19 protein-coding genes and 2 tRNA genes are annotated in these 26502 nt (G+C 59.5%); 15 read left to right on the forward strand and 6 right to left on the reverse strand.

Annotated features, from left to right (window positions below; translation table 11 throughout):
* Positions 1-261: 261 nt before the first annotated feature.
* Positions 262-338, reverse strand: a tRNA-Asp gene (locus tag GSF27_RS01890).
* Between the two features lie 49 nt (positions 339-387).
* Positions 388-463: transfer RNA gene (locus tag GSF27_RS01895), tRNA-Val, on the reverse strand.
* A gap of 209 nt (positions 464-672) precedes the next feature.
* Between GSF27_RS01895 and GSF27_RS01900 the strand changes: the two genes are divergently transcribed.
* The 12 genes from GSF27_RS01900 (at position 673) to GSF27_RS01955 (ending at position 16857) form a co-directional block, all read left to right on the forward strand.
* Positions 673-1185 carry a cytochrome c-type biogenesis protein gene (locus GSF27_RS01900; RefSeq protein WP_160965148.1) on the forward strand — a complete coding sequence of 171 codons (513 nt, stop codon included), beginning with the start codon at positions 673-675 and terminating at the stop codon, positions 1183-1185.
* 58 nt (positions 1186-1243) lie between these two features.
* Positions 1244-2479 carry a c-type cytochrome biogenesis protein CcmI gene (gene ccmI, locus GSF27_RS01905; protein WP_160965150.1) on the forward strand — a complete coding sequence of 412 codons (1236 nt, stop codon included), beginning with the start codon at positions 1244-1246 and terminating at the stop codon, positions 2477-2479.
* Between the two features lie 225 nt (positions 2480-2704).
* Positions 2705-6214, forward strand: coding sequence for a chromosome segregation protein SMC (gene smc / locus GSF27_RS01910; RefSeq protein WP_160965152.1), 3510 nt, complete (start codon positions 2705-2707; stop codon positions 6212-6214).
* A gap of 118 nt (positions 6215-6332) precedes the next feature.
* Positions 6333-7262: a cell division protein ZipA gene (gene zipA / locus GSF27_RS01915; protein ID WP_160965154.1), complete on the forward strand. Its 930-nt coding sequence runs from the start codon at positions 6333-6335 to the stop codon at positions 7260-7262.
* 86 nt (positions 7263-7348) lie between these two features.
* The gene (gene ligA / locus GSF27_RS01920) at positions 7349-9388 is read left to right on the forward strand and encodes an NAD-dependent DNA ligase LigA (RefSeq protein ID WP_160965156.1); all 2040 of its coding nucleotides are present in this window, start codon (positions 7349-7351) and stop codon (positions 9386-9388) included.
* A 36-nt stretch (positions 9389-9424) separates the two neighbouring features.
* Positions 9425-10027 (forward strand): transglycosylase SLT domain-containing protein, encoded by a 603-nt coding sequence (locus tag GSF27_RS01925; RefSeq protein ID WP_370462545.1) that lies wholly within the window; start codon positions 9425-9427, stop codon positions 10025-10027.
* A 36-nt stretch (positions 10028-10063) separates the two neighbouring features.
* Complete coding sequence (locus tag GSF27_RS01930; RefSeq protein WP_160965158.1) at positions 10064-10489, forward strand: hypothetical protein; 426 nt, start codon at positions 10064-10066, stop codon at positions 10487-10489.
* Positions 10490-10578: 89 nt separating this feature from the next.
* Positions 10579-11430 carry an HAD hydrolase family protein gene (locus GSF27_RS01935; protein WP_160965160.1) on the forward strand — a complete coding sequence of 284 codons (852 nt, stop codon included), beginning with the start codon at positions 10579-10581 and terminating at the stop codon, positions 11428-11430.
* Positions 11431-11498: 68 nt separating this feature from the next.
* Positions 11499-11729: a hypothetical protein gene (locus GSF27_RS01940; protein ID WP_160965162.1), complete on the forward strand. Its 231-nt coding sequence runs from the start codon at positions 11499-11501 to the stop codon at positions 11727-11729.
* A 249-nt stretch (positions 11730-11978) separates the two neighbouring features.
* Positions 11979-13763 carry an acyl-CoA dehydrogenase C-terminal domain-containing protein gene (locus GSF27_RS01945; RefSeq protein WP_160965164.1) on the forward strand — a complete coding sequence of 595 codons (1785 nt, stop codon included), beginning with the start codon at positions 11979-11981 and terminating at the stop codon, positions 13761-13763.
* Positions 13764-14054: 291 nt separating this feature from the next.
* Complete coding sequence (locus GSF27_RS01950) at positions 14055-15686, forward strand: AMP-binding protein (RefSeq protein WP_160965166.1); 1632 nt, start codon at positions 14055-14057, stop codon at positions 15684-15686.
* Between the two features lie 28 nt (positions 15687-15714).
* Positions 15715-16857: a patatin-like phospholipase family protein gene (locus GSF27_RS01955; RefSeq protein ID WP_160965168.1), complete on the forward strand. Its 1143-nt coding sequence runs from the start codon at positions 15715-15717 to the stop codon at positions 16855-16857.
* Between the two features lie 35 nt (positions 16858-16892).
* Here GSF27_RS01955 and GSF27_RS01960 read toward each other — a convergent pair whose 3' ends face one another.
* Together GSF27_RS01960 and GSF27_RS01965 are read right to left on the reverse strand one after the other, a co-directional pair.
* Positions 16893-19253, reverse strand: coding sequence for a bifunctional serine/threonine-protein kinase/formylglycine-generating enzyme family protein (locus GSF27_RS01960; RefSeq protein ID WP_160965170.1), 2361 nt, complete (start codon positions 19251-19253; stop codon positions 16893-16895).
* A 7-nt stretch (positions 19254-19260) separates the two neighbouring features.
* A complete protein-coding gene (locus tag GSF27_RS01965) occupies positions 19261-20112 on the reverse strand; it encodes a PP2C family serine/threonine-protein phosphatase (protein WP_160965172.1) in 852 nt (283 codons plus the stop codon).
* Positions 20113-20360: 248 nt separating this feature from the next.
* On the opposite strand from GSF27_RS01965, the gene GSF27_RS01970 reads away from it, so the two are divergent.
* The gene (locus tag GSF27_RS01970; RefSeq protein WP_160965174.1) at positions 20361-21245 is read left to right on the forward strand and encodes an FHA domain-containing protein; all 885 of its coding nucleotides are present in this window, start codon (positions 20361-20363) and stop codon (positions 21243-21245) included.
* 81 nt (positions 21246-21326) lie between these two features.
* Entirely contained in the window at positions 21327-21572 is a 246-nt protein-coding gene (locus tag GSF27_RS01975) for a glutaredoxin family protein (protein WP_160965176.1), read from the forward strand.
* A gap of 121 nt (positions 21573-21693) precedes the next feature.
* Here GSF27_RS01975 and GSF27_RS01980 read toward each other — a convergent pair whose 3' ends face one another.
* Positions 21694-23715: a transglycosylase SLT domain-containing protein gene (locus GSF27_RS01980; protein WP_160965178.1), complete on the reverse strand. Its 2022-nt coding sequence runs from the start codon at positions 23713-23715 to the stop codon at positions 21694-21696.
* A gap of 261 nt (positions 23716-23976) precedes the next feature.
* On the opposite strand from GSF27_RS01980, the gene GSF27_RS01985 reads away from it, so the two are divergent.
* Positions 23977-25884, forward strand: a complete 1908-nt coding sequence (locus GSF27_RS01985) for an ATP-binding cassette domain-containing protein (protein WP_160965180.1) — start codon at positions 23977-23979, stop codon at positions 25882-25884.
* A gap of 106 nt (positions 25885-25990) precedes the next feature.
* On the opposite strand, the gene GSF27_RS01990 is transcribed toward GSF27_RS01985, so the two are convergent.
* Entirely contained in the window at positions 25991-26425 is a 435-nt protein-coding gene (locus GSF27_RS01990) for a universal stress protein (protein ID WP_160965182.1), read from the reverse strand.
* Between the last annotated feature and the right edge of the window lie 77 nt (positions 26426-26502).

The raw sequence follows: 26502 nt of genomic DNA on the forward strand, positions 1-26502 counted from the left end.
TCCGGTCTCAGCAGCTTCTTTCGGGCACAAAAAAAGGTTGTCTGTTAGGGCAACCTTTTTCAATGTTGGCGGACCGGACGGGAAAGGTTCAAACAGCCTTGGGGCTGTTTTCACCCCTGCGGGGCGCTCGCAGGGCTCGCGTCCAAACTTTTCCCGGGGAAAAGTTAGTCGAACCCGAACGCGGGATCTCGCCCGTCCGGTCTCAGCAGCTTCTTTCGGGCACAAAAAAAGGTTGCCTGTTAGGGCAACCTTTTTGAATGTTGGCGGACCGGACGGGACTCGAACCCGCGACCCCCGGCGTGACAGGCCGGTATTCTAACCAACTGAACTACCGGTCCGCGATTACTGAAGCGTGGTGCCAAATCCCGAAGTCACGCAAAAGGGAATTGGTGGGTGAAGAGGGGATCGAACCCCCGACCCTCGCCTTGTAAGGGCGATGCTCTCCCAGCTGAGCTATTCACCCGCGCTGTCAGTGGGTGCGTATAGTAATGATATTTTTTTTGCCGTCAACGATTTTGTTTAAAGATTTCAAAAGCCTGGCGTTAACGGAAGGTAAAGTTGCCTGGAGGGGGTGGGTGCAGGTTGCTATAATCGGCCGCGCTTCCAATCAGGGGAAAGACTGTGACCGTTGTTAGTAGTACTGCAAGCTCCTGCCGCAAGGTCGGCCGTTCCGTGAATCTGGTCGGTAGCGGCCTGTTACTACTGTTGACGCTGTGGTCGCTGCCCGCGGCAGCCGTCATCGACAACTACGAATTTGACGATGAAGTCACCCGCCAGCGCTATCTCTCCTTTATTGAAGAGATGCGCTGCCCCAAGTGCCAGAACCAGAATCTGGCTGGGTCCGATTCCCCGATCGCCGCGGACCTGCGCCGGGAACTCTACCTGTTGCTGGAAGATGGCAAGAGCGATAAGGAGATTATTGATTTTATGGTGGCCCGTTACGGTGACTATGTTCTTTATCGCCCGCCAGTGAAATCCAGTACGGTGTTGTTGTGGGCCTTACCTGCCACGCTGCTGCTGTTGGGTGTCGGGGTGGTGGGGCTGACGTTACGCAGCCGGGCGCGACAGAAGATGGCCGCCGATGTGCTGAGCTCAGATGAGCAAACCCGACTGCGGGGCTTGTTGGAAAAGGCTGAGCAGCGCCGTCGTGAATCCCCGTCCGGTGGCGCCGGGGACGATCTCTGAACGGCTCTCCGTTATTTCATCTCCTCCTACTGTATTAAAAATCCCAAGCGAGACACTCATGGCTTCATTCTGGATCTGGACCCTGCTCCTGGCGCTGCTGGCGGCGTTGTTTGTGCTTTGGCCGCTGCGTCGGCGTGAGGCCGCCAGTGTGGTGGCTGCGGACGAGGGCGAGCGCGAGGAGCTGGTGCTGGACCTGTTTAACGAGCACCTGCAGGAGCTGGAGACCCAGCTGGCCAATGGGGATCTGGAGCAGGCGCAGTTTGAGCAGCTGCGGCGGGAACTGGAGCTGTCCCTGCTGGAGGATGCCGGGCCTGCGGTGTCGGCCCGTGGTGGCAAGGCGCGCTGGTCGCTGGTGCTGGCAGCGGTACTGCTGCCCCTGCTGGCGGTGCTGTTGTATCTCTATCGCGGCTCCATTGCTGATGTGCAGATCCTGGACTTGCGTGAAGACTACTTTGCCCAGCGAACGGCTGGCAATAATGAGCAGGCCGACCAACTGCTGGATCAGCTGGTGCAGCAGCTGGGCGCCCGCCTGCAGGTGCAGCCGGATAACGAGGGCAATCGCTACCTGCTGGCTCGCACTTATATGCAGCAAGGCGAGTATGTGAAGGCGGTGGGAGAGTTCCTGGCGCTGGTGCAGGCCGGTGATGTGCCGGCCAGTATTATTGGTGAACTGGCACAGGCGGTGTTCCTGGCCTCCGGCAGCCGCATGACGCCGGAGGTAGAGCTGCTGGCACAGCGAGCGCTGCAGCAGGATCCGCAGGAGTCGACCAGCCTGGGATTGATGGGTATCGCGGCCTTCGCCAAGCAGGACTACGCTCGGGCCAGCCAGTATTGGCAGCAGGCTGTGGCCCAGATGGATCCCCGCAGTCCCTCTGCAGCGGATCTGCGCAAGGGTATTGCCCGTGCACAGGAGCTGATGGGGGAGCAGATGCCGGTGGCTGTGGACGCGGTAACAGCGATCACCCTGCAGGTGTCCCTGGCAGAGGGGGTCACCGTTGCACCGGAAACCACCGTCTTTGTCTACGCCCGTGCCTGGCAGGGGCCGCGCATGCCGCTGGCGATCCAGCGGCTGCAGGTCTCGGATCTGCCGGCCACGGTAACGCTGGACAAGAGCATGGCCATGGCCCCGGGTATGGATATCACCTCGGTGCCCCAGCTGGAGTTGCTGGCGCGGGTCTCTTTCAGTGGCCAGCCGGTTCCCGCGAGCGGGGATTGGGAGGGGAGCATGGGCCCGGTAGTCCTGGGTGACGTGAGCAGTCCCCTGACCTTGAAAATTGATCAGAAAATACCCTGATTGAGCGAGGTTTGCCTCGCTCGCCGGGCCCCTGGCGGGCCATCCTTCCCGGGTCGGGACTATGGGCTGTCATAGTTCCGCCACTTGTGTAGAATTCCCTTTTTCGCCTGTTTCAGGGCCTTGGTGCCGTGGCGGGCGCGGCTGCTGCGGCCGTCTCCCGATGGGGGAGTCCCGGTCTGCAAGGCAGACTATAAGAATTCAAAACTTTCTGAGTGAAGCATCGATATGCGGCTAAAGTGCATCAAACTGGCGGGATTCAAGTCGTTCGTTGATCCGACCACGGTCAACTTCCCCAGTAACTTGTGCGCCATTGTCGGGCCCAACGGCTGTGGCAAGTCCAACACCATTGATGCGGTGCGTTGGGTAATGGGGGAGTCCTCCGCCAAAAACCTGCGCGGTGAGTCGATGACGGACGTTATCTTCAACGGCTCCGGCGGCCGTAAGCCAGTGGGGCAGGCCTCTATTGAGCTGGTGTTTGATAACACCGATACCACTCTGGTGGGTGAGTACGCCCGCTTCTCTGAAATCTCCATCAAGCGCAAGGTGACCCGCGACGGGCAGAACAACTACTACCTCAACGGTACCAAGTGCCGTCGCCGGGATATTACCGACATCTTCCTGGGTACCGGTCTCGGTCCCCGCAGTTACGCCATTATCGAACAGGGCATGATCTCCAAGCTGATCGAGGCCAAGCCCGATGAGCTGCGGGTGTTTATCGAGGAAGCAGCGGGGATCTCCAAGTACAAGGAGCGCCGTCGTGATACCGAAAACCGCATGCGTCGTACCAAGGAAAACCTGGAGCGCCTGACCGACCTGCGCGAAGAGCTTGATCGCCAGCTGCAGCGTCTGCAGCGGCAGGCCCAGTCCGCCGAGAAATACACCGAATACAAGAAAGAGGAGCGCCTGCTCAAGGCCCAGTTGCAGACCCTGCGCTACCGCATCCTGGCGGAAGAGGCCGGACTCAAGAAGCAGGTTATTTCCGAGCTGGAGCTGAAAGTCGAACAGTTCGTCACTGACCAGGTGGCCAACGACACATCCATCGAAAAATACCGCACCCAGTACACCGATCTTGGCGACAAGATGAGCGAAGTACAGGGGCGTTTCTACTCCATCGGTGCGGATATCGCCCGTATTGAGCAGACTATCCAGCACTCCCAGGAGCGTGCCCGCCAGTTGCAGGTGGACCTGGAGCAGACCGATCGCGACTGCAAGGAGGCCCAGGAGCACCTGGTCACGGACAAGCAAAAAGCCGAGGCCTGGGAAGAGGAGCTGATGGAGCTCGAGCCTGAGCTGGAGATGATCAAGGCGGCGGAGGATGACTCCGGCGATGAGCTGCAGGACGCCGAGGAGGCCATGCAGGCGTGGCAGCAGCAGTGGGACAGTTTCAATCAGACCGCCTCCGAGCCGCGCCAGCGTGCCGAGGTGCAGCAGTCCCGCATCCAGCACCTGGAGCTGGTGCAGTCGCGCCTGCTGGAGCGCGTCCGTAAACTGGACGAAGAGAAGAAAAACCTGGTTCCGGACGAATCGGAAGAGGAGATCGGCCAGCTCACCGAGCAGCTGGCGGAGCTGGATCTCGATGCGGATACCAAACGCAATCAGGTGGAGTCGGTAACCGACGAAATCAATTCCTTGCGCGATGCCAATAATCAGTACAGTGACGAGCTGGATACGGTACGTACCGGGTTGCAGTCCATGCGTGGCCGTCACGCGTCACTGGAAGCGCTGCAGCAGGCCGCACTGGGTGAAAAGGACAGTGCCGTCAGCGAGTGGCTGCAGAATCAGAACCTGGGCAATAACCCTCGTCTGGCTGAAGGCATTGAGGTTCGCGATGGCTGGGACAAAGCGGTGGAAACCGTGCTTGGCAATTCCCTGCAGGCAGTCTGTGTCGACGGCTTCGATACGATTGCCGGTGTGGTTGGCCAGCTCACCCAGGGTGAATTGGTACTGCTGGACAGCAGCGCCCCCACGCAGAATATCGATGGCAGCCTGGCGCCGCGCCTGCTGGATATGGTCAGCGCGGATCTGAACCTGGCCTCCCAGTTGGGTTCCGTGTACGCACTGGAAGATCTGGCTGCGGCACTGGCGCTGCGCGGCCAGTTGCAACCCCATGAGTCCGTGGTTACCAAAGACGGTCTCTGGCTCGGTGCTAACTGGCTGCGGGTGGCCCGCGATACCGATGCCACTTCCGGTGTGCTTGCCCGCAAGCAGGAGCTGGAAGAGCTGACTGCAAAGCTGGAAGAGGCGGAGCAGCAATCCGAGTCCCTGAGCCAGAAGCTGGAGGAGGGGCGTCAGCGCATCAAGGATCTGGAACAGCAGCGCGAGCAGTTGCGTCGCGATGCCGATGCCCAGGCGCGCAAGTACAGTGAGGTGCGTTCACAACTCAGTGCCCGCCAGGTTCGGGTAGAGCAGATTGCCGTGCGTCGCGACCGGGTCACCACCGAGATTCGCGAAGCCCGCGAACAGATGGAGCAGGAGGGCGAAAGCCTGGCGGAAGCGCGTATGATCCTGCAGGAAGCCATTGAAGCCATGGAGCGGGATACGGACCAGCGTGAGGCGCTGCTCAGCCGTCGCGATGACATTCGCGCGCGTCTCGACGATGCGCGCCAGAAGGCGCGTCACGACAAGGATCGCGGCCACCAGCTGGCCATGCGCCACCAGGCCTTGAAAACCCAGGTGGATGCGGTCAAGGCCGGCCTCGGCCGCCTGCGCGACCAGACCCAGCGTCTGCAGGAACGCCGCGACATGCTGCGCGACCAGCTGGAAGAGGTGCGCAACCCGGGTGAAGAGAATCAACTGGAGCTGGAAGCCCTGCTGGAGAAGCGCCTGTCGGTGGAGCAGGAGTTGACGGCGGCACGTAAGGCGGTGGAACAGGTTGAGCACGACCTGCGTCAGGCGGAGCAGTCCCGCAACCGTTCCGAGCAGGAGCTGCAGGCGGTGCGAGCGAAGCTGGAACAGGCGCGCCTGGAAGCCCAGACCCTGGAAGTGCAGCGTTCCACCCTGCAGGAACAGCTGGAGGAGGAAAATTTCCGCCTTGAGCAGTTGCTCGAAGAGCTGGCCGTGGATGCCGACCAGCGTGCCATGGAAAGTGAGCTGGAACAGCTGGCTGGGCGTATTGCGCGGCTGGGGCCCATCAACCTGGCAGCCATCGACGAATACAAACTGGAGTCTGAGCGCAAGAACTATCTGGACGCGCAGAACTCAGAACTGGAAGACGCGCTGGAAACCCTGGAAAACGCCATCCGCAGGATTGATCGTGAGACCCGTACCCGCTTCAAGGAGACCTTTGATCAGGTCAACAGCGGCCTGCAGGAGCTGTTCCCGAAAGTCTTCGGTGGTGGCCATGCCTACCTGGAGTTGACCGGTGAGGATCTGCTGGACACCGGTGTGGCGATCATGGCACGGCCGCCAGGCAAGCGTAACAGCACCATTCACCTGCTTTCCGGTGGTGAAAAGGCGCTGACCGCCATCGCCCTGGTGTTTTCCATCTTCCGTCTCAACCCGGCACCTTTCTGTATGCTGGACGAGGTGGATGCACCGCTAGATGATGCCAACGTGGGTCGCTACGCGCGTATGGTGCAGGAAATGAGCGCGCACGTGCAGTTTATTTACATCACCCACAACAAGATCGCCATGGAGATGGCGCATCAACTCCTGGGTGTGACCATGCATGAGCCGGGCGTATCCCGCCTGGTAACTGTGGATGTGGACGAGGCGGCAGAGTTGGCGGCCAGTTAAGCGCACATACATTATCAAGGTGTCGTCAGCGGACGGCACAGCTGTGAAATAATATCCCGTGTAGTCTCCGGGCCCGCTATAGCGAGAGGCAGGAGCGGCACTGAAAATGGAGTTCGCAATGCGAGAGTGGTTAACCGTAATTATCGTACTGTTGATCGTTGCGGTGTTGTTGGATGGTTGGCGGCGGATGCGTCACACGCGTCGCCATTCCCTGAAAATGTCACGTAACGTCAAGCGTATGGATGATCGCCCGGAGCCGGATGGCTTTGGCAGCGAGCTGCCCAATGGCGGCGCGCGGGTGGTGCGTCAGCGCGATGCCAGTGATGCCCGTCAGTTCTCCGAGGACTTGAAAGAAAACTTCGTTAAATCCCGGGTAACCCTGGGTAAATCACGCATTCCGGAACAGGTGTCCCTTAACCTGGACGAGGAAGTGCCGATGCTGATGGATCCGGTAGATCAGGCCATCGCTGAAGCCGAGCTGCGGGAGCAGGAGGAGTTCGAGCCTGCGCTGGGCAACGTCGACAGCCTGGACGATGAGCTGGGTTCACCCCGGGTGGTGCGTGAAGCTGCGCGGCCGGAGGAATATCCGGAGCCGGAGGAGCCCACCGCCGAGAGTGATGCCGAAGAGGTGATTATCATCAATGTGATGTCAGTGGGCGATGAGCGTTTTCAGGGCCAGGACCTTCTGGAAGTGGTTTTGCGCAGTGGTATGCGCTTTGGTGATATGCAGATATTCCATCGTCACGAGCATGAAGACGGTGAGGGCTCGCTGCTGTTCAGTATGGTCAACATGGTGGTGCCCGGCACGTTTGATCTCGCGGCCATGGATGAGTTTGAAACACCCGGGGTCAGCCTGTTTATGACCCTGCCCATGCAATCCAGCAGTATGGATGCCTTTAACCTGATGGTGGATACCGCCAAAGCCATCGCCAGCAACCTGGGTGGCGAACTGAAAGACGAGCAGCGCAGTGTGATGACCATGCAGACCATTGAACACTGCCGCCAGCGCATTCGCGATTTTGAAAGAAAGCAATTGTCCCGGGGCTGACCCTGTCAGCCACGTGGCAGAGTGGCGCACTGTGACTTTGCCATCCCGCAGTGCGCGCCAGCAGCAGTAAACCGGATTCACAGCAGATGCCAAACACCCTGGAAGCGCAGGAAAAAATCGAGTCGCTGAAGCAGCAGCTCAATTACCACAACTACCGTTATTACGTCCTCGACGATCCCACCATTCCCGATGCGGAATACGACCGCCTGCTGCAGCAGTTGCAGGAGCTCGAGCGCAGCTACCCGCAATTGATTACAGCAGATTCCCCGACCCAGCGAGTGGGGGAGGCCCCCCTGAGTGTGTTTGATCAGGTGGTGCATGAAATTCCCATGCTCTCCCTCGATAACGCCTTCGCCGATCAGGATCTGCTTGATTTTGATCGCCGTATCCGTGACCGCCTGAAAACCGACGCGGAGATTAGCTATGCGGCAGAGCCCAAGCTGGACGGTATTGCAGTCAGTATTCTTTATCGCAATGGAGTGCTGGAGCGGGGCGCGACTCGCGGCGATGGCGCCACCGGCGAAGACATCACCCAGAATGTGCGCACCATTCCGTCGATTCCCCTGCGCTTGATTGGCGACGACTATCCGCCAGTGCTGGAGGTGCGCGGCGAAATCTATATGCCGAAGGCCGGCTTTGAGCGCCTGAACCAGGCGGCGCGGGAGCGCGGTGACAAGCCTTTTGTAAATCCCCGCAATGCAGCTGCCGGCAGTCTGCGGCAGCTGGACTCCCGCATTACTGCCACTCGCCCGCTGGAGATGTGTGCGTACAGTGTCGGACTGGTAGAAGGCGGTGAAATGCCGTCCCGTCATACCGATGTGCTTTACGCGCTCAATCGCTGGGGCCTGAAGATTAATCCGGAAATGGCGGTGGCGGAGAACATCTCCGCCTGTATGGATTACTACCGCAAGTTGGGCGAGAAACGCGATCGGCTCCCCTACGATATCGATGGCATCGTCTTCAAGGTTAATGATCTCTCCCTGCAGCAGAAGCTCGGTTTTGTATCGCGTGCGCCGCGCTGGGCAGTGGCCTACAAATTCCCGGCGCAGGAAGAGATGACCCGGCTGCTCAGTGTCGAGTTCCAGGTGGGCCGCACCGGCGCTGTAACGCCTGTGGCCCGGCTGGAGCCTGTGTTTGTGGGTGGGGTAACGGTCTCCAACGCCACCTTGCACAACCGCGATGAGATACAGCGCCTCGGTGTAATGGTTGGTGACACGGTTGTCGTGCGCCGTGCGGGGGATGTGATTCCACAGGTGGTATCGGTAGTGAAATCAAAACGCCCGGCGGACGCATCGTCGATTACCTTTCCCGATGCCTGCCCGGTTTGTGGTTCGCCGGTGGAGTCAGTGCCGGGCGAGGCGGTTGCACGTTGTACTGGTGGCCTGATCTGCGAGGCGCAGCGCAAGGAGGCGATCAAACACTTCGCCTCCCGCAAGGCGATGGATATCGACGGCCTCGGTGACAAGCTGGTGGAGCAAATGGTGGATCAGGGGCTGGTGCATTCGGTGGCTGATCTCTATCGCCTGCAGGCGGCACAGGTCGCCGGACTGGAGCGTATGGGCGAAAAGTCGGCACAGAACCTGGTGGCGGCGCTTGACAAAAGCAAGTCCACAACGCTGGAACGCTTTCTTTTCGCGCTGGGTATTCGTGAGGTGGGCGAAGCTACGGCCCGGGCGCTGGCGCGTCACTTCGGCAACCTGCCGGCATTGATGGCAGCCGATGAAGAGCAGCTGCAGCAGGTGCCTGATGTAGGTCCGGTAGTGGCTCACTTTGTCGCTGAGTTTTTTCAGCAGGAACACACTCGCGAGGCGATTGTGGCATTGCAGGAGTGCGGGGTGCACTGGTCGGACCTGGAAGTGGCCGCACGCCATGAGCCGTTGGCGGGTAAAACCTATGTGGTGACCGGCTCCTTCGAGCTGATCAAGCGCGACCTGGCGAAGAAGCTGCTACAGGATCTGGGTGCCAAGGTGGCGGGTTCTGTGTCGGCCAAAACCCACTGTGTGGTGGTGGGGGGCGGTGCCGAGAATAACGCCAAGTACGTCAAGGCCCGGGAGTTGGGGATTGAAACCATGGACGAAGAGCAGCTCGTGACGCTGCTGAAAGAGCAGGGCGTCTTTGAGGGCTAGGAATGTGAGGATTAAGTGCATGGGGGATCGTCTGCAGTGAGGGTTCAGTGGCTGTTGGTCGTTGTGTTCGGGGTGTTGGTGAGTGGTTGTGTCACCAGCCCGCCCCGCCAGATCGATAACATCTGCGATATCTTTGATGAAAAGAGCGGCTGGTACGACGATGCGAAAGAGGCCAGTGACAGGTGGGGAGTTTCCATTCCGGTTATGATGGCGATCATCTACCAGGAATCCCGTTTTCAACCCAAGGCCAAGCCACCCCGCACCAAAATCCTGTGGATCTTCCCGGGGCCACGCAAGAGCAGTGCTTACGGTTTTGCCCAGGCCAAGGACGAGACCTGGGACTGGTATAAGGATCAGGCCGGGAGCTGGGGCGCCGACCGCGACGATTTTGCCGATGCTGTGGATTTTGTGGGCTGGTACAGCCATGTCAGTAACAAACGCAGTAAGATATCCAAGAACGATCCCTACCGGCTCTACCTGGCGTACCACGAAGGACACGGGGGGTATAACCGCGGGACGTATCGTAAAAAGCCCTGGCTGCAATCGGTGGCCAAAAAGGTCTCTTCCCGGGCGGCAATCTATCAGCGACAGCTGGTCAAATGCGAAGAGCGCCTGCAGGGCGGCTGGTGGTTTTTTTGAGTAAGGAGGCAGGGCCTCCGCTGATTGAGTAGCTCTATGGATCAGGAATCAATCGTGTACGGCTGTATCAAGGATGTTGCTTTCAGGGAGGGCGATGCGGTGCGCCGTCGCGCCAACCGTGAAGCGATGCTGAGCCTGCCTCATGCCGACGAATGGCCGTTTCTCAGTCAGGAGATGTTCGCCATCCCCCGTATTGAAGTGGATCAGTCCAACTACCAGACCGAAGTTATGCACTTCGGTGCCTCCTACCAGGCGGTTGAGTATGAGTGGGAACAGTGGATTGAACAGTTTGAGCGTCTGTTAAGTCGCATGTACTGGGTTTCTGCCACTGTGCATTTGGAAACAGAGCTTTCCGGAACCCACACTTTCACCTGGGAATCCTCCGGCAACTGGCATGAGCCGGGGTCCGGGGATATGCAGATCCGCTGTGAATGGAGCCACGAGGGTCGCTTGCGGCTCTAGTCTTTTTGTTCCGCCCGGGCTCCTGATCCCCAAACCGAATTTCAGGCCTGAACCCGAATTCCTGAACAAAGCCCTACAGGTTGTCACCGATGTTGTTCGATACCGCAGGCAGCGATGAGCTGCTCTCACGCCACTACAAGCTCGCGTTTTTCGATATTGATGGCACCTTACTGGGACTGGACGGTAACTACAGCCAGCGGGTGAAGGATGCGGTTCTTGCGCTGAGGCAGGCGGGTATCCGCACCGCCGTGGCTTCGGGGCGCCCCCGTTTTGCTGCGGACTTCCTGATAGACCAACTGCAGTTGCGTGACGCCGGCCTGTTCTATACCGGCGCTCTGGTGCAGGAGCCCGCCGGCGACGTGCTGGCCCTGCACAGTCTCGACGATGACATCGTGCAGGCATTGGTAATGAATGGGCGCGAGCAGGGTCTCTATACTGAAGTCTGCGGGCTCAATGAATTTTTCGTGGACCAGCTTACAGAGCTTGGCATGCTGCATGCGGAGCACCTGCGGGTGACGCCGGTGGAGACCGACCTGCTGGCGTTACGGGGCCGGTTTCCGGTCATAAAAATCCTGTTTGCAGCACACAACGCCGAAGAGCAATTGCGCCTGCAGGCCCTGGAGCAGAAATTTCCGCAGCTGGTTTTTGCCTACGCCAAGATGGCTGCCAAACCCGATTGGCTATTCGCCAGTGTTATCAGTGGCGCAGCCTGCAAGCAGCAGGCGTTTGACCTGTTGCTGGCCTATCACGGTGTGTCGGCCGATGAGGTGATGAGTTTCGGTGACGCCCAGTCCGATATGATTTTCCTGCAGCGAGCCGGTTTGGGTGTGGCGTTGGGAAACGCAGCCCCGGAGGTGCAGGCGGTTGCCAGCATGGTCACCAGCCCGGTGTGGGAAGACGGGGTCGCAGAGGTGATTGAGCGTCACCTGCAGCTGCGTTAACCCGGATCGTGTTTGCTTTACCCCGTCGTCTTGTGCGGCGGGTAGTATCAGTTTCTACAGGTGTGTGTATGTTATTTGGTTTTCGCCGCAAGTCCCGTCCCGCATTCGGGGTGGCCATGGTTGCCAGTCTGGCGTTTATTGCCCTGGCCATCTGGGGCTGGAATGTGCCGGTCGATCAGATTCTTTCGATTTTACTGGCATGCCTGCTGTTGATTGTCGGGCTGGTACTGGTCTCCGCGGCACTGATCGTGGGACTCAAATTATTGCGGCGCCTGCTGCGCAAGCCTCCAGAGCGCTGACCGCGATCCTGGCGGTGTGAGAAAAAGTCTGAATCAACCATTTCAAACGGTCGTTTGAAATGGTTATACTGAGGCGCGTTTGATCGGTGAGCCTTCTCTGTGCACCGCCTGCCAGGGCGCAGCGAGGGGAAAGTTGCTCCGGTCATCAGGGCGATAGCGTCGTTTAATGGAAATTTTTTGCGCCTCAGACGTCAAATCGCGTATACATTTACCAACAACACGCCAATTGAGTTGTGAGAGGTTATCGGGATGACAGATTACAAAGCTCCACTGCGGGATACCCAATTCACCCTGTTTGAATTGCTGGACTACGAGCAGCACTGGCAAAGCCTGCCCAGCTACGGTGATACCGGTGCCGACATCGCCAATGCCATCCTGGAAGAGAGCGCCAAGTTTTGTGAAAACGTACTGGGCCCCATCAATCAGAGCGGCGATGCCGAAGGCTGCAGCTGGCAAGATGGTGAGGTTACAACGCCCAAGGGCTTCAAGGAGGCCTACCATCAGTACGTGGAGGCGGGCTGGCCATCCATCAGTCATGATGTTGAGTACGGTGGCCAGGGGTTGCCACCTTCGCTGGGAATGGCGGTAAATGAAATGTCCGGCACTGCCAACTGGTCCTGGGCCATGTATCCCGGCCTCTCCCATGGCGCGATGAATACCATTGATGCCCATGGCACCGAAGAGCAGAAGCAAACCTACCTCACCAAATTGATCAGTGGCCACTGGACCGGCACCATGTGCCTTACCGAGCCTCACTGTGGCACAGACCTGGGTATCCTGCGCACCAAAGCAACACCCAATGCTGACGGCTCTTACGCTATCAGCGGTACCAAGATCTTTATCTCCGCCGGCGAGCACGACATGGCGGACAACATCATCCACATTGTGCTGGCCCGTCTGCCGGATGCGCCTCCCGGCACCAAGGGTATCTCGCTCTTTATTGTGCCCAAATTCAATGTGAACCCGGACGGCACTCCGGGTGAGCGCAATGCGGTCAGCTGTGGATCCATCGAACACAAGATGGGTATCAAGGCTTCCGCCACCTGCGTGATGAATTTTGATGGTGCCAAAGGTTACCTGATTGGCCCTCCCAATCGCGGCCTCAACTGCATGTTTACCTTTATGAATACCGCGCGTCTTGGAACCGCCATGCAGGGCGTGGCCCATGCCGAGCTGGGTTTCCAGAAGTCGCTGGCCTACACCAGGGAGCGGCTGCAGATGCGCTCTCTCAGTGGTGCCAAAAATCCGGATGGCCCTGCAGATCCCATCATTGTGCATCCGGATGTACGCCGTATGCTGCTGACCCAGAAGGCCATCGCCGAAGGTGGTCGTATGCTGCTCGCCTACTGCGGCAAACTGGTGGACATTGTTGCCGATGGGGACGAGGCCGCCAGTAAGGAGGCCGATGGTAAACTCTCTTACCTGACACCGATTGCCAAGGCTTTCCTGACCGAGGCGGGTTTCGAGTCTGCCAACCTTGGCATGCAGTGTTTCGGTGGCCACGGCTATATCGCTGAGTGGGGCGTGGAGCAGAACGTACGCGATGCGCGTATCGCCATGATCTACGAGGGTACTACCGGTGTGCAGGCTCTGGACCTGTTGGGTCGCAAGGTACTTATGAGCCAGGGCGAAATCATGAAGCCCTTTACCAAAGAGGTGCACAAGTTCTGCAAGGCCAATGAAGGCTCTCCTCATGTGGAAGCGCTGGCGAAGGTTAACCAGCAGCTGGGCGAGCTGACCATGCATGTGGGTATGCTGGCGCTGGAAAATCCCGATGAGGTAGGCGCCGCCTCGGTGGATTACCTGATGTACTCCGGATACTTTGTCATGGGCTACCTGTGGGCGATGGCGGCACTGAAGGCGCAGCAGGCTCTGGATGAGGGGCGGGGAGACAGCGCTTTCTATACTGCCAAGATCCGCACCGCCAACTTCTATTTTGCGCGCATACTGCCGCGCACCGCTGGCTTGGCGGAAACCATCAAGGCTGGTGCTGCATCCTTGATGGAAATGGACGACGACGCCTTCGCATTTTGATGGTTATGACACAGGTCGCGTGCTCTGCTGTGCGCGGCCTGTGTCGCTCCGGTTGCTGCTTCGCCGGAGTTGGCGGTCGGTTACGTTACCGATCGGTGCTGCATTAGCCGGCTGTCAATGCCTGCCCATGACACCTCAGTGGGTTGTGATCACGGCGCTGCAGCAGGTCGTAAATAAAGGTAGTATCGGTTATTGAGTTATCCCGGACAGCAGGTTACAGCCACAGTTGTCGCCATCCGGTTTTAATCGTGGGGCGACGCCAGGGAATGCAGAGAATCAAATGGGGGCGATATGAATAAGAACGATATGCGGTCAATTCCCGAGACAGTCTGGGACGCCTTTGGGCAGTTCAGGGACAAGCCTGCTTTCACCTGTATGGGGAAAACCCTCACGTACAGAGAGATGCAGGAATACAGCGAACAGTTCGCCAGTTTTTTGCAGCACCATACCAGTTTACAGCCCGGTGACCGGGTGGCGGTGCAGCTGCCCAATTTGCTGCAGTACCCGGTGGTCATGTTCGGAATTCTGCGCGCCGGTATGATTCTGGTAAATACCAACCCGCTGTACACCGAGCGCGAGCTGGAACACCAGTTGAACGACGCCGGTGCCAAGGCGCTGGTGGTGTTTGCCAACCTCGCCAATACCGCCGCCAATGTGATTCACAAAACCTCTGTGGAAACGGTGGTGGTAACCGATATTGCCGACCTGCACGGCTTCCCTAAACGACCCTTGATTAACGGTGTGGTTCGCTACCTGAAACGAATGGTGCCGGCGTACCATTTCCCATCCCAGATCACCATGCGCCGGGCTCTGGCATTGGGTCGCCAGCAAGCGGCGACAGCAGCGGAGGTGCAGCCGGAGGATGTGGCTGTATTGCAATACACCGGCGGTACCACCGGTGTCGCCAAGGGCGCCATGCTCACACACGCCAATATTGTGGCCAATATGCACCAGACCCAGGAGCGCATTGGCGAGCTGAACGGTGTCGGGGTAGAGACCTATGCGGCGCCATTGCCGCTCTATCACATCTACGCCTTCACCATTCACTGCATGATGCTGGTGAATACCGGCAACCACAGCATCCTGATTCCCAACCCCCGCGACCTGGCATCGCTGGTCAGTGCTATAAAGCCTTTCCGGTTGACCGGCTTTGTGGGGCTTAACACCTTGTTTAACGGGCTCTGTCACAACAACGGTTTTCAGGCGCTGGACTTCTCCAAACTGAAAATTACCGCGTCAGGTGGTATGGCGTTGACGGCTGATGTGGCCAAACTGTGGGAGAAGGTGACCGGCTGCAAGGTTACAGAAGGCTACGGCATGACCGAGACCTCACCGGTGATTTCTGCCAATTTCCCCAGCAATATTCACCCGGGAACCGTCGGTCCGGCAGTGCGGGATACCGAAGTGCGGGTGCTTGATGAAGCGGGTACCGTTTTGCCGGTGGGCCAGGTGGGGGAACTGGAAGTCAAAGGCCCGCAAGTCATGAAAGGTTACTGGCAGCGGCCGGACGAGACTGCCCAGGTGATGGACGCTGAGGGCTGGTTGAAAACCGGTGATATGGCGGTCCTGGATGAGGAGGGGTATATCCGAATTGTGGATCGCAAGAAGGATATGATCATTGTCTCCGGGTTTAACGTTTACCCCAATGAGGTTGAGGACGAGATCACGCAACATCCCGGCGTGCTGGAAGCTGCAGTGATTGGTGTGCCCAGCGACAAAACCGGAGAGGCTGTGAAGCTGTTTGTGGTGCGGCGGGACCCGTCACTCACTATCGAAGATGTTATCGGCTTCTGCCGTGAGCGTATGACCGCCTACAAGGTGCCGCACCTGATCGAATTCCGGGATGAGCTGCCCAAGTCCAATGTGGGCAAGGTGTTACGTCGTGAACTGAAGGATCAGGAAATGCGCCGTCGTGGCAAGTGATGGTGAATCGCTGCAACAGGAGCACTGAATGCCCACCAATGCGCTGATTCTGTCGGGTGGAGGTGCCCGGGCTGCCTATCAGGTAGGTGTGCTGAATGCGGTTAATGAACTGTTGCCTGCGGGCGTACACAACCCGTTCCCGGTCATCTGTGGTACATCCGCCGGTGCCCTCAACGCGTTGGCGCTGGCCACCCACACCGGCAGTTTCTACGAGGCGTCGAAAGACCTGGAGAAGATCTGGGGTGAACTGCAGACGCAAAAGGTGTTTCGGACCCGCTGGCGGGACCTGCTGGGTGGTGGCGGGCGCCTGCTGACTTCCCTGTTCAATGAAGGCGTCGGTAAAGGCAAGTCCATTGCCTTGCTGGACAATGCCCCGTTGCGGGAATTCGCCGATCGCCATATCAACTTCCCTCAACTGGACGCCGGTATTCAGAAGGGCGACCTGAAAGCTGTTTGTGTTACCGCCATGAACTACAGCAGCGGTGAGTCCATGAGCTTTTTCCAGGGTGACCCTTCGGTGAAGGAGTGGCGTCGGTACCGGCGCACCGGTGTCAAAGCACAGTTGTCACTGGATCACCTGATGGCGTCGTCTGCCATTCCGGGCATTTTCCCCGCCATACGTTTGGGACGTGATTACTTTGGTGACGGAGCCTTGCGTCAGGTCGCGCCGATCAGCCCGGCGCTGCACATGGGCGCGGACAGGATCTTTATTGTTGGTGTTTCCGGTAACCGTAACCCGGTGCACTGGGCCAAGCCGAAATTGCGTGCACGTCATTCGCCTTCCATTGGCCAGGTCTTTGGCCATTTGTTCAGCAGCGCGTTTATTGACAGTTTTGAAGGGGATATCGAGCACCTGGAGCGGGTCAATCACCTGCTCAGGCTGGTACCGGAAAAGATACTGCAGGAGCAGGGCGTAAAACTGAAGCCGGTGGACACGCTGATTATCTCACCCAGCAAGGAACTGGATAAAATGGCGGGTCGGCGAATCCGCCATATGCCTCGTTCGGTGCGCTTTTTCTTTCGCGCCACAGGTGCTACCACCAAGGGTGGCGGTGCGACCACCAGCAGCTACCTGCTGTTTGAAAAGCCCTACATTGATGACCTGATCGAGCTGGGTTACCAGGACGCCATGTGGGAGAAGGAGCAGATACAGGCGTTTTTCCAGGTCTGATGCCGGGTCATGGCCCGGGGCAGGACGGGCGTCTGTCAGTAGAGGTCAACCACCACCCGAATGCCGACATCATTGTAGACGCTTCTGCCGTCACGGTGATCCCGGTAGTAGCTCTTCAGTTCCTCGGCGCTGTTACGAATACTGCCGCCGCGTACGACTTTTTCCGCGCAGCCGTTCTGCACCACGGCACTGCCGTCCCGCGGTGCTGCGAGGTAGTGGGGCTGGTAGCAGTCCTCTACCCATTCGGCCACATTTCCTGCCGTATCAAAGATGCTGAAGCCATTGGCTGGATAGCTGCCCACCGGCGCAGTCTTGGTGCGGAACAGGTTGCTGAATTTGCTGTTACAGCCGCGTCGACAGTTGGCTTTGCCGTCGGCACTTCCTTGCCACCAGTAGTCGCCGCCGGTGCCGGCACGGGCCGCATATTCCCATTCCGCTTCTGTTGGTAAGCGGTATTTGCGTCCGGTGGAGTCCCGCAGCCATTTGGCGTAGGCACGGGCGTCTTCCCAGCTGACATTGATGACCGGGCGACTGCCCCGACCCCATTGGCCGTCGGGCGGCAGGGGGCGTTTGGTGGCCTGTGCAAATTTGTCGTAGTCGGCAAAGGTGATTTCGTACTGGCTGATGGCGAACGGTTGCGCCAATCGCACGCGGCGGGTGGGAGAGGTGATGGCGTCTCCCGAGTTGCCCATTTCAAAGCTGCCCTGGCGCACGATAACCATAGCTGGCCCTTTGGAGCCATCTGCCAGTTCGTTATGGAAGGTGGCGCCGGGCACGGGGATCTTGCGCAGGGATACGTCCAGCGTCAGCGGTTGGTTGGTGATCTCCACCCACTGCACGTCGCGATCATGGCCCTCTGCGGTTACCTCCACCTGATAGCGTCCCGGCAGCAGCGGAATTCCGGTGTAGTAGCGTTCGCGAATATTGAGCACCCGAACTTTGGCGTCAATCGGGCTGGCGTTCACTTTCAGCCCAAAGCGTGGCGGCGGTGGCGGGGGACTGGCGGGTTGCACCGACGCGGTTGCCGGAGGCTCGGCCAGTGCGGCAGAGGCGGGTAGCGAAGCAGCAGGAGGAGCCTCAGTAGTTTCTGCGGAAACGGCTTCGATGTCATGGTCGCGGGCGGGCTGCTGTTCTCCCTCAGCCAGCAGCAGGCGCTCGACCCAGCGGTTGGTGGAGATGATCGCCGCCTGCAGCGAGTTAGGCAGGACCGTGTCCCGGTTATCGATCAGTCTGCCCATGCCCATGCTGAACGCAATCCAGATGATACCCAGCAGCCCCCCCAGCATGAGACCGCGGTAGATGCGGGCAATGCGCCGGTTTTCCAGTGACTGGTAGTGAGCCGCTTTCTGCACACGGGTGGAGATAATCGTGGCCCGGTCTTCTTCGACGGTTTCGGCGCTGGTACGGATCTCGGTGACGGTGACCCTGGGATGGCGGTAGACGCCGCGCTTGGGGGTCCAGCGCCAGCTGGCCAGCCACAGGCCTGCCAGTTTCGCCTGCGCGGCAATGGCTGCATAGCTGGTGAGCACCAGTGCCTTGAACAGCGACAGGATCTGGATGGCGGTGGGGTCGGTCTCCGTCAGGTAGGTCGGTGTTGTGCCCCTGGAGGTCCCCTGCAGCTGGGCAATGGCCTCCACCACTTCGCGACCACGCTGGAAGCGGTCGTTGGGATCCTTGGCCAGCAGCTTGTTCAGGAATGGCTGGAACATGGTGTACTGCGGCGGCAGCTTGGGTATCGGTGCCGTGAGGTGCTTGATGGCGATGGCCACAGCTTCCTCGGCGGTGTAGGGGACACTGCCGGTAATCATTTCGTAGAACACCACGCCCAGGCTGTAGAGATCGGCACGCCCGTCAATGGGTTTGCCGCGGGCCTGTTCGGGGCTCATGTAGTGGGGGGTGCCGACCACCGTTCCGGCGTTGGTCATGTTGGAGGCGGTACTGACGGTCTTGGCCACGCCGAAGTCGGAGAGTACGGCGGTGCCGTCTTCCCTGAAGAGGATGTTCTCCGGTTTGATGTCCCGGTGGATATAGCCTTTTTCGTGGGCGTGATCCAGGGAGTTGGCAATCTGGGAGGTGATGCGCAGCGCTTCCACAGCACTGAGCCCCGCCTTCATGCGGTCGTGAATGGATCCGCCGGCCAGGTAGTCCATGGCGATGTAGTTGAGATTCTTGAAGCGGCCAATGTCGTAAACCGAGACGATATTCGGGTGTGACAGCTGGCCAACAATATTGGCTTCACGCTGAAAGCGCTCGCTGAATACCGGGTCGGCATTGAGCGCCGGCGACATGACCTTCAGGGCAACTTCCCGACCGACACTGAGCTGAATAGCCAGATAGACGGTCGACATACCACCCTGGTTGATTTTGCGAATGATTCGATAGCCGGGGATCTGCATTGCGGTATCAGGTGATCGTCCAGTAACCAATCATAAGGGTGCTGACCAGGGCCAGCCCGTAGAGAGTCAGGTCCAGCCACAGGCGACCTGTAACCCTGGGCAGCCACTCGTTGAGGCGGTGCAGCAGGTTGCGGCGGAAAAGAGGGGATTCGATCACCTGCACGGTGATGTTGTCCCTGCCACCGGAGGTCAGCGCCTGTTGCATCAGCTTCTGCGTGGCCTCCCTGGGAGTACTGGCATGGCAGAGAATCTGGGCGATGGCGCTGTTGTCCAGTTCGTCGGTCAGGCCATCGCTGCAGAGCACAATCCACTGTTGTTGCTCCCAGTTACCGCGCACCGTATCCACCTTGATGGGATCGGGGCCGGAAGAGCCAATACATTGGGTAATGACATTCTTGTCGGGATGATCATCCACCTCTTCGGCCTGGATGGCGCCGGAGGCGAGCAGCATCTGCACATAGGAGTGGTCGGTGGTGAGCTGCTCCAGACGGCCGCCGTCACCCTCTTCGGACCAGAGGTAGGCACGGCTGTCGCCAACCCAGGAGACCTGGTAGTCGGTATCGTCGGACAGCAGGGCCACTACGGTGGAGCCCATGCCGTTGGCACCTTCGCCACGGGAGGCGGCCTTGAGTACCGCCTTATGGGCGCTGTGAATGGCACTTTCCAGGTCGCGGCTGCCCGGCAGTTTTTCATCAATGGTACGTTTGACAATGTCACTGGCAACTTCGCCGGCATCGTGGCCGCCCATGCCATCTGCCACCATCCAGAAACCCTGGTCGGGCCTGCTGAGAAAACAGTCCTCGTTATTGTCTCTGACCAGACCTTTGTTGGTCAGCGAGTAGGATTGCAGTGGTGGCATAGAAAATCCGTATTGGCGTGAACTGTCGGGATCACCGGCAATTCAGGGGCAGTGGTGAGCCAGATAATACGTGCGAATATAAGGTGGGCGCAATTTGTCCACAGGAGTTCCGCTAAAAATGTATAGTACTGCTAAATACCCACAAAAAAAGTGATTTATTTCACCTAACCTATTGAAGGCCAAAGAGCTTTTATGCATTATCGGGCGCTTGAAAATATCTGGGTTTACTTGCAGAGGGTCACCTTTTTATGCTCAAGCTCCGCTTTACCAACAACAAACAGAATGCGGTGTGGCTTGTTGAACCTCTGGTGACCATTGGCCGCAGTCCTGACTGTGACCTGGTGCTTGAAGGGGAAGGAGTTGCCGACCAGCACGCCGAGATCCGTGTTGAGCATGAGCAGCTCACCTTGCGCCTGCTGGTAGATGCCGACAACACCTTCCTCAACGGAAAGCTGGTTCCCATGGCCACGCCGCTGCCTCTGGAGCCGGCTGATAACCTGCGCATCGGTCGTGTGGCCATGCAGGTGGTAGACCCCAAGCGCGAACCGCGTCCGGCGGTGAATATGGCCAAGCCCGACCCGGGTACCGGTTGGGCCCTGAAAGCCAACCACAGTGCATTGGGCAACCGCGTTTTCCCCCTCAAAAATGAAACCCTGGTGGGTCGCTCCGGCGATTGCGACATCACCTTGGCTGCCGCCCACCTCTCACGCCGCCACGCGCAACTGACGGTGCGCGACGGGCTGCTCTACGTGCGCGATATCGAATCCGCCAACGGTACTTTTCTCAATGGCCGCCGTATCAAGGAGGCGAGGGTTCGTCGCGGTGATGACCTGCGCTTTGATACCCTCAGCTTCGGTGTGATCGGACCTGCGGATGATCTTGATAAAACGTCGGTGCGTGGTCCCGAGAAGCACACCGGCAAAGTCGCACCGGGCAAGGCCCGGGCGGGAGTTCGCCCGGTCGCGGCCCGCGTCCAGGAGGACCGTGACCTGGATGTTGCTTTACAACCGGCCGGTAACGCTGTGGAGGCCTCTGCAGCACCCGCGGCGGGTATGGGGCGGGCTGTGGGGCTGGGTCTGCTGGTATTGATTGCCGGTGGTGTCTACGTTGCCTTCCAGAATGGTCTTTTCTGAGTCCTGCGGTGGGCTTGCCCGCTTGCTGTAACTGTCACGCAGGGGCTGCCGCCACCTTCGTGGCAGTGAGTCCGGATCCAAATGAAAACTCTCTATCTGTACACCACTCTCGGTTGCCACCTCTGTGAGCAGGCGCAGGCGTTGGCCTGGCCGTTGCTGGGCACTTATGGCCTGCGTTTGCAGAGTGTGGAAATCGCTGATGACCCGCAGCTGCTGGAGCGCTATGGGGTGCGGATTCCCGTGCTGGCGGTTGTCGGGGACGAAGAGGGGTTGGGCTGGCCGTTTGATGCGGCCGCGCTTGAAGCCTATCTTGCCGCCCACTGCTAGGTCGACAGCAGTACTGCTCCGGGTAGCCCCGGTCACACCCATGCCGCTTCAGGCAGATTAAACAGGTTATTGGCACAGCCCCGGGTCACTGTTCCGGGGGCTGTGCTTGTTGGTGCCTGTTTCAGAAGTTCTGGTCGTGTTCCACTGGGTTCAGCATGGTGGGCGTGGTGCCGGTGCGGTAACCGTAGATTACCGAGTAGGCCAGTACGTTTTGCACATAGCGACGGGTTTCACGGAAGGGGATGGTCTCGATCCAGACGTCAGCCGGCAGTGCGCTGGCGCTGTTGCGCAGCCAGCGATCCACGCGGTGAGGGCCGGCATTATAGGCGGCGGCAGCCAGGAAGCGGTTACCCTGGTAGCGCTGCAGCATTTCGGTAATGTAAAAACTGCCCAGGGAGATGTTCTTGTCCGGCACCATCAGGTCGCTTTTGCTGTAGGGCAGCCCCGCCTTGCGCGCGGTTTCCTGGGCGGTGGCCGGCATCAGCTGCATCAGGCCCATGGCGCCTGCGGGTGAGCGGGCGTGTTCCGCGAAAGCGCTCTCCTGTCGGGTGATGGCGTACAGCAGCAGGGGAGAGACCTGGTTGTCGTCTGCCGCCTTGAAGATGGGCTGCTGGTGGGCGAGGGGGAAGCGCAGGCGCAGGTCATCCCAGTAGCGGGCGGTGGCCAGTGAGGTGATCGACTTGTGGTGCCAGCCCCACTGATTGGCCAGTTGGGCGGCGGCAATGTGTTCCTCTTCCGAGGTAAAGCGACTGCTCAGGTCGAGCCATTCCCGGCTGGCATTGGTGATATCGCCAACCGCACGCAGTTCGCGGGCGCGCTGGCTGGCAGGCTCGGAGGCAATACGCAGCAGCAGCTCCGGGGCGGCGGTGGCGGGTACGTCACCAAGGCGGTACTGGTTGCCGATGTGATCAGCGGCCATAAAACCGTAGAAACTGCGCTCCAGGGCCAGTTGTGTATAGATGTCCTGTGGCCGCATCAGGTCGCCGTCCTGCTCGCCCAGTGTCTCCAGGGCGCGAGCGCGCCAGTAGAGCCAGCGCTCGCTGGACTGCTCGTCGTCCGGCAGTTGCCGGATATACTGATAGACCTTCTGCCAGTCCTGTTGCTTGAGGGAGTCCCGGATCAGGAACTCGGTGACCTGCAGGTTGCTGAATCCGGGGATTTGCTGCAACAGCGAGTCCGCCTCGCGGGTGTAGCCGTCCTTGACCAGCTCAATGGCCAGCAGCTCCTGGGTCTCCCGCCGGGGCTGGTCATCAAACAGCTGCTGCGCGTCGTACAGTCCCCACTGATTCAGTGCTTTTACCGGGTCTCGATGAGCCAGTCGCTGCACGCCGTGGAGGATGATGGATTGCATCGCCTGGTTCTGTGGCTGGAACTGCTGTTGCTGCAGGATGCGCTGCGGGTGGCGATCCACTTCCAGGTGCAGCTCTGCCAGTTGCTGGTTTTCACCTTCCAGCTGCCGGGCCAGGTAGCGGGCCAGCTGGCTGCTGCGTCCCTGCAGGGCTTTGTTGAAACGCTCCCAGACGATCTCCTGCGTGCGGTAGCCGGCATTGGTCCAGAGGCTGAACAGTGGGTCGCAGTCCTTGGGTTGCGAGTAGTCCACGTTCCACAGGGGCGCGGTCTCTGCCAGGGCGGTGCTGTCGCCGGTGAGGTGGCGGGCCTGGATCCAGCGGCACTGCAGGGCGGTATTGGCAACCTCCGGACGGTAGAAGGCGATGTAGTCCTGCCAGAGTTCACGCTCGGCAAGCTGGTCCAGCCAGGCGCGGCGCAGACGGTCCGCCAGGTAGCTGTTGTCCTGTTGTGCCAGGAATTCGCCCACTTCTTCGCTGGGCAGTCTGGATAACTGGCGGCGCAGGTCGTAATAGTCCAGATAGGCCGTCAGCGGGTAGCCGTGCAGGCGCTCGCGCAACTGCCGGTATTTCTGCCGCTGGCCATGGCGTTGGGCCTCGCGGGCTTCCAGGTAGATCTGGCGCTGGCTATTCAGCAGGTCGTGGCTGTCATCCGCTGCCGGCAACAGATTGCCAGCCTGGGCCAGGGGGGTGGCCAGCAGGGTGGTGCAGATCAGCAGGCGTAGCGAGGATATAACCGGTTGCAGGTTTGGGCGGAGGCGTTGAAGGGGCGACAGTAACTCAGGTCTCAGAGGCATATATACGTCATATTCGGCCACGGCTGGCCGCGATGGGTGTATTTATTATTCTAGGGTAATCCCAACCGATTTCGCAGTGCGGGAAAGATAACTGGATCAAATTTTAACAGGTTTGCCTGCTGATTGGGCGCCCCGCCGGGCGCTCCTGACGTTGTTGGGCATGCGAATGAGGTTAGGCGTGCGCTCAGCCCCCGGTTTTCGGTACCATGAGCGCCGTTTCAAGGCTTCCTATTCTTCCGGGCATTTCTCTGCGGTACTTCTATGGCGTTAATTGAAATCAAAAAAGCGTGTCTGAACTATGGTCACCAGGTCCTGCTGGATCACGTGGACCTGGCGGTGGAACGGGGTCAGCGGCTCTGTCTCATTGGCCGCAACGGCGCCGGTAAGTCCACCCTGCTGAAGGTGCTGGCAGGGGATATCAACCTGGACGATGGCAGTGTCTGGCGGCAACCGACGCTGAAGATTGCGCGCCTGGAGCAGGACCTGCCGGATGCCGATGAGCTGCTGGTGTACGACGCCGTGGCCATGGGGCTGGAAGAGGCCGGCGAGCATCTGGCCCGCTACCATCAATTGCTGCAGCACACGGAAGAGCCGGGTGCCCTGGAGGAATTGGCGAAAGTGCAGCAGGCCATTGATGCCTGCGACGGCTGGAGCCTGCAGCAGCGAGTCGAAACCGTAATTTCCCGCCTGGACCTGCCGGCCGATAAAACCATGGCCGAGCTTTCCGGTGGCTGGCGTCGCCGCGTCGCTCTGGCCCGGGCCATGGTGAAGGATCCGGACTTGCTGCTCCTCGATGAGCCCACTAACCACCTGGATGTGACGGCCATTGAGTGGCTGGAGAAGCAGCTGCTGGATTTTCGCGGCGCCGTTGTCTTTATTACCCACGACCGGCAACTGCTGCAGAACCTGGCGAACCGTATTGTGGAGCTGGATCGCGGTCACCTGCGCAACTGGGACGGCGACTACCAGGGCTTCCTGGAATTTCGCGAGCAGCAGCTGGCGGAAGAGGAGCGTCACAATGCGCTGTTTGACAAGCGCCTGGCGGAAGAGGAGAAGTGGATCCGGCAGGGCATCAAAGCCCGGCGCACCCGTAACGAGGGCAGGGTACGTGCGCTCAAGGCCATGCGAGTGGAGCGTGCCGGCCGCCGCGAGCAGCAGGGGCGTGCACAAATGGTGCTGCAGGGCGGTGGCCTCTCCGGGAAACTGGTGGCGGAGCTGCAACACGTCACCCATGGCTACGATGACAAGGTTATTGTGCGTGATTTCACCTCTGCCATTATGCGTGGTGACCGTGTGGGCCTCATCGGGCCCAACGGTGCCGGTAAGAGTACCTTGCTGAAAATCATACTCGGGGAGCTGCAGCCGCAGCAGGGCAGTGTGCGGCTGGGCACCAATCTGGAAGTGGCCTACTTCGATCAGCTGCGTAACCAGCTGGACCTGGATAAAAATGCGGTCGATAACGTCTCCGGCGGCCGTGACAGTATTGATGTGGGCGGCAAGAGCCAGCATATCATCAGCTACCTGAGTAAATTCCTGTTTACCGGTGAGCGCGCCCGCACACCGCTGCGTGCCCTGTCCGGTGGCGAGCGCAACCGTGTCCTGCTGGCCAAGCTGTTCAGCAAACCCGCCAACCTGCTGGTACTGGATGAGCCCACCAATGACCTGGATGTGGAAACCCTGGAGTTGCTGGAGGAGATTCTCGCCGGTTTCGAGGGGACACTGTTGCTAGTGAGCCACGACCGGGCGTTTCTCGATAACGTGGTTACCAGCACCATCGCCTTTGAAGGCAATGGCCGTGTCATGGAGTATGTTGGCGGTTACGAGGATTGGCTGCGTCAGGGTGGCCACTGGCAGGAAGAAGGCTCTGCAGCCGGTGGTGCGGGAGAGGCAGCTGATGTGCCGCCTGTAGCCTCAGCCCCGGCGCCTGCAGCCAAAACCGCTGGCAGCCCAAAAAAGCTGAGTTACAAGTTGCAACGGGAACTGGAAGCCTTACCCGGGGAAATCGAAGCGCTAGAACTGGCCATCGCGGATCTGGAAAGTGACATTTCCAACCCGGACTTCTATCAGCAGGAGCAACAGGAAGTGCAGGACACCCTGGCAAAGATGTCCGCACTGCAGGCGCAGCTGGAGGAGAAGTTCGAGCGCTGGGATGAGCTGGAAAACAGTTGACCCGCCACCGGTCGGCACCATGACAGGGGCGTGGTTGTCTCAAGGTTGTGAACGGGCTGGCAGGTTGCCAGCCCGGAGCTGATCAGTCGGGAGCAGATGGGCTGATTCAGTCCGCGACCCGCACCGCCAGCACATCGCAGCGAGCGCCGTGCAGGACACCGTTGGCGGTAGAGCCGAGTAACAGGGCCAGCCCTTTGCGGCCGTGGCTGCCAACCACAACCAGGTCGGCCCCCAATTCTTCGGCGATGTCGTGAATTTCGGTCACCGCAGAGCCGGTTAAGACGTGGCGATTGGCTTCGTCCACCTGAATGGAGTCGCCCAGCGCCTGCAGCTGCTGGGTCGCCTGTTGTTGCAGCTGCTGCTGGATCTCGCTCAGGTCTACCGGAATATCACCGCCGTAGGCGAAGGTCAGGGGCTCGACTACATGTACCAGTGACAGTTTGGCATTGCTGGCTTGGGCCAGTGCCGCGGCACGCCGGGCAACTTGCTGCGCTTCCTCAGTCAGGTCTACCGCAGCCAGGACGTGGGTGTATTGACTCATTGTTATCTCCTTTTCGCCAAGCGGTTGTCGGGTCATACTATCGGCTAATAAATTTCTTGCCTAGACCCAGATCAAAC

The organism is Pseudomaricurvus sp. HS19 (assembly GCF_009857815.1).
In the GTDB taxonomy this organism is placed as follows: domain Bacteria; phylum Pseudomonadota; class Gammaproteobacteria; order Pseudomonadales; family Cellvibrionaceae; genus Pseudomaricurvus.

Coding starts and splice junctions, on each gene's coding strand:
- ligA (WP_160965156.1), top strand. CDS start 7,349: ATGCCAAACACCCTGGAAGCGCAGGAAAAAATCGAGTCGCTGAAGCAG.
- ccmI (WP_160965150.1), top strand. CDS start 1,244: ATGGCTTCATTCTGGATCTGGACCCTGCTCCTGGCGCTGCTGGCGGCG.
- GSF27_RS01935 (WP_160965160.1), top strand. CDS start 10,579: ATGTTGTTCGATACCGCAGGCAGCGATGAGCTGCTCTCACGCCACTAC.
- GSF27_RS01945 (WP_160965164.1), top strand. CDS start 11,979: ATGACAGATTACAAAGCTCCACTGCGGGATACCCAATTCACCCTGTTT.
- GSF27_RS01980 (WP_160965178.1), bottom strand. CDS start 23,715: ATGCCTCTGAGACCTGAGTTACTGTCGCCCCTTCAACGCCTCCGCCCA.
- GSF27_RS01955 (WP_160965168.1), top strand. CDS start 15,715: ATGCCCACCAATGCGCTGATTCTGTCGGGTGGAGGTGCCCGGGCTGCC.
- GSF27_RS01970 (WP_160965174.1), top strand. CDS start 20,361: ATGCTCAAGCTCCGCTTTACCAACAACAAACAGAATGCGGTGTGGCTT.
- GSF27_RS01940 (WP_160965162.1), top strand. CDS start 11,499: ATGTTATTTGGTTTTCGCCGCAAGTCCCGTCCCGCATTCGGGGTGGCC.
- GSF27_RS01985 (WP_160965180.1), top strand. CDS start 23,977: ATGGCGTTAATTGAAATCAAAAAAGCGTGTCTGAACTATGGTCACCAG.
- GSF27_RS01950 (WP_160965166.1), top strand. CDS start 14,055: ATGAATAAGAACGATATGCGGTCAATTCCCGAGACAGTCTGGGACGCC.
- GSF27_RS01960 (WP_160965170.1), bottom strand. CDS start 19,253: ATGCAGATCCCCGGCTATCGAATCATTCGCAAAATCAACCAGGGTGGT.
- zipA (WP_160965154.1), top strand. CDS start 6,333: ATGCGAGAGTGGTTAACCGTAATTATCGTACTGTTGATCGTTGCGGTG.
- GSF27_RS01930 (WP_160965158.1), top strand. CDS start 10,064: ATGGATCAGGAATCAATCGTGTACGGCTGTATCAAGGATGTTGCTTTC.
- smc (WP_160965152.1), top strand. CDS start 2,705: ATGCGGCTAAAGTGCATCAAACTGGCGGGATTCAAGTCGTTCGTTGAT.
- GSF27_RS01965 (WP_160965172.1), bottom strand. CDS start 20,112: ATGCCACCACTGCAATCCTACTCGCTGACCAACAAAGGTCTGGTCAGA.
- GSF27_RS01975 (WP_160965176.1), top strand. CDS start 21,327: ATGAAAACTCTCTATCTGTACACCACTCTCGGTTGCCACCTCTGTGAG.
- GSF27_RS01990 (WP_160965182.1), bottom strand. CDS start 26,425: ATGAGTCAATACACCCACGTCCTGGCTGCGGTAGACCTGACTGAGGAA.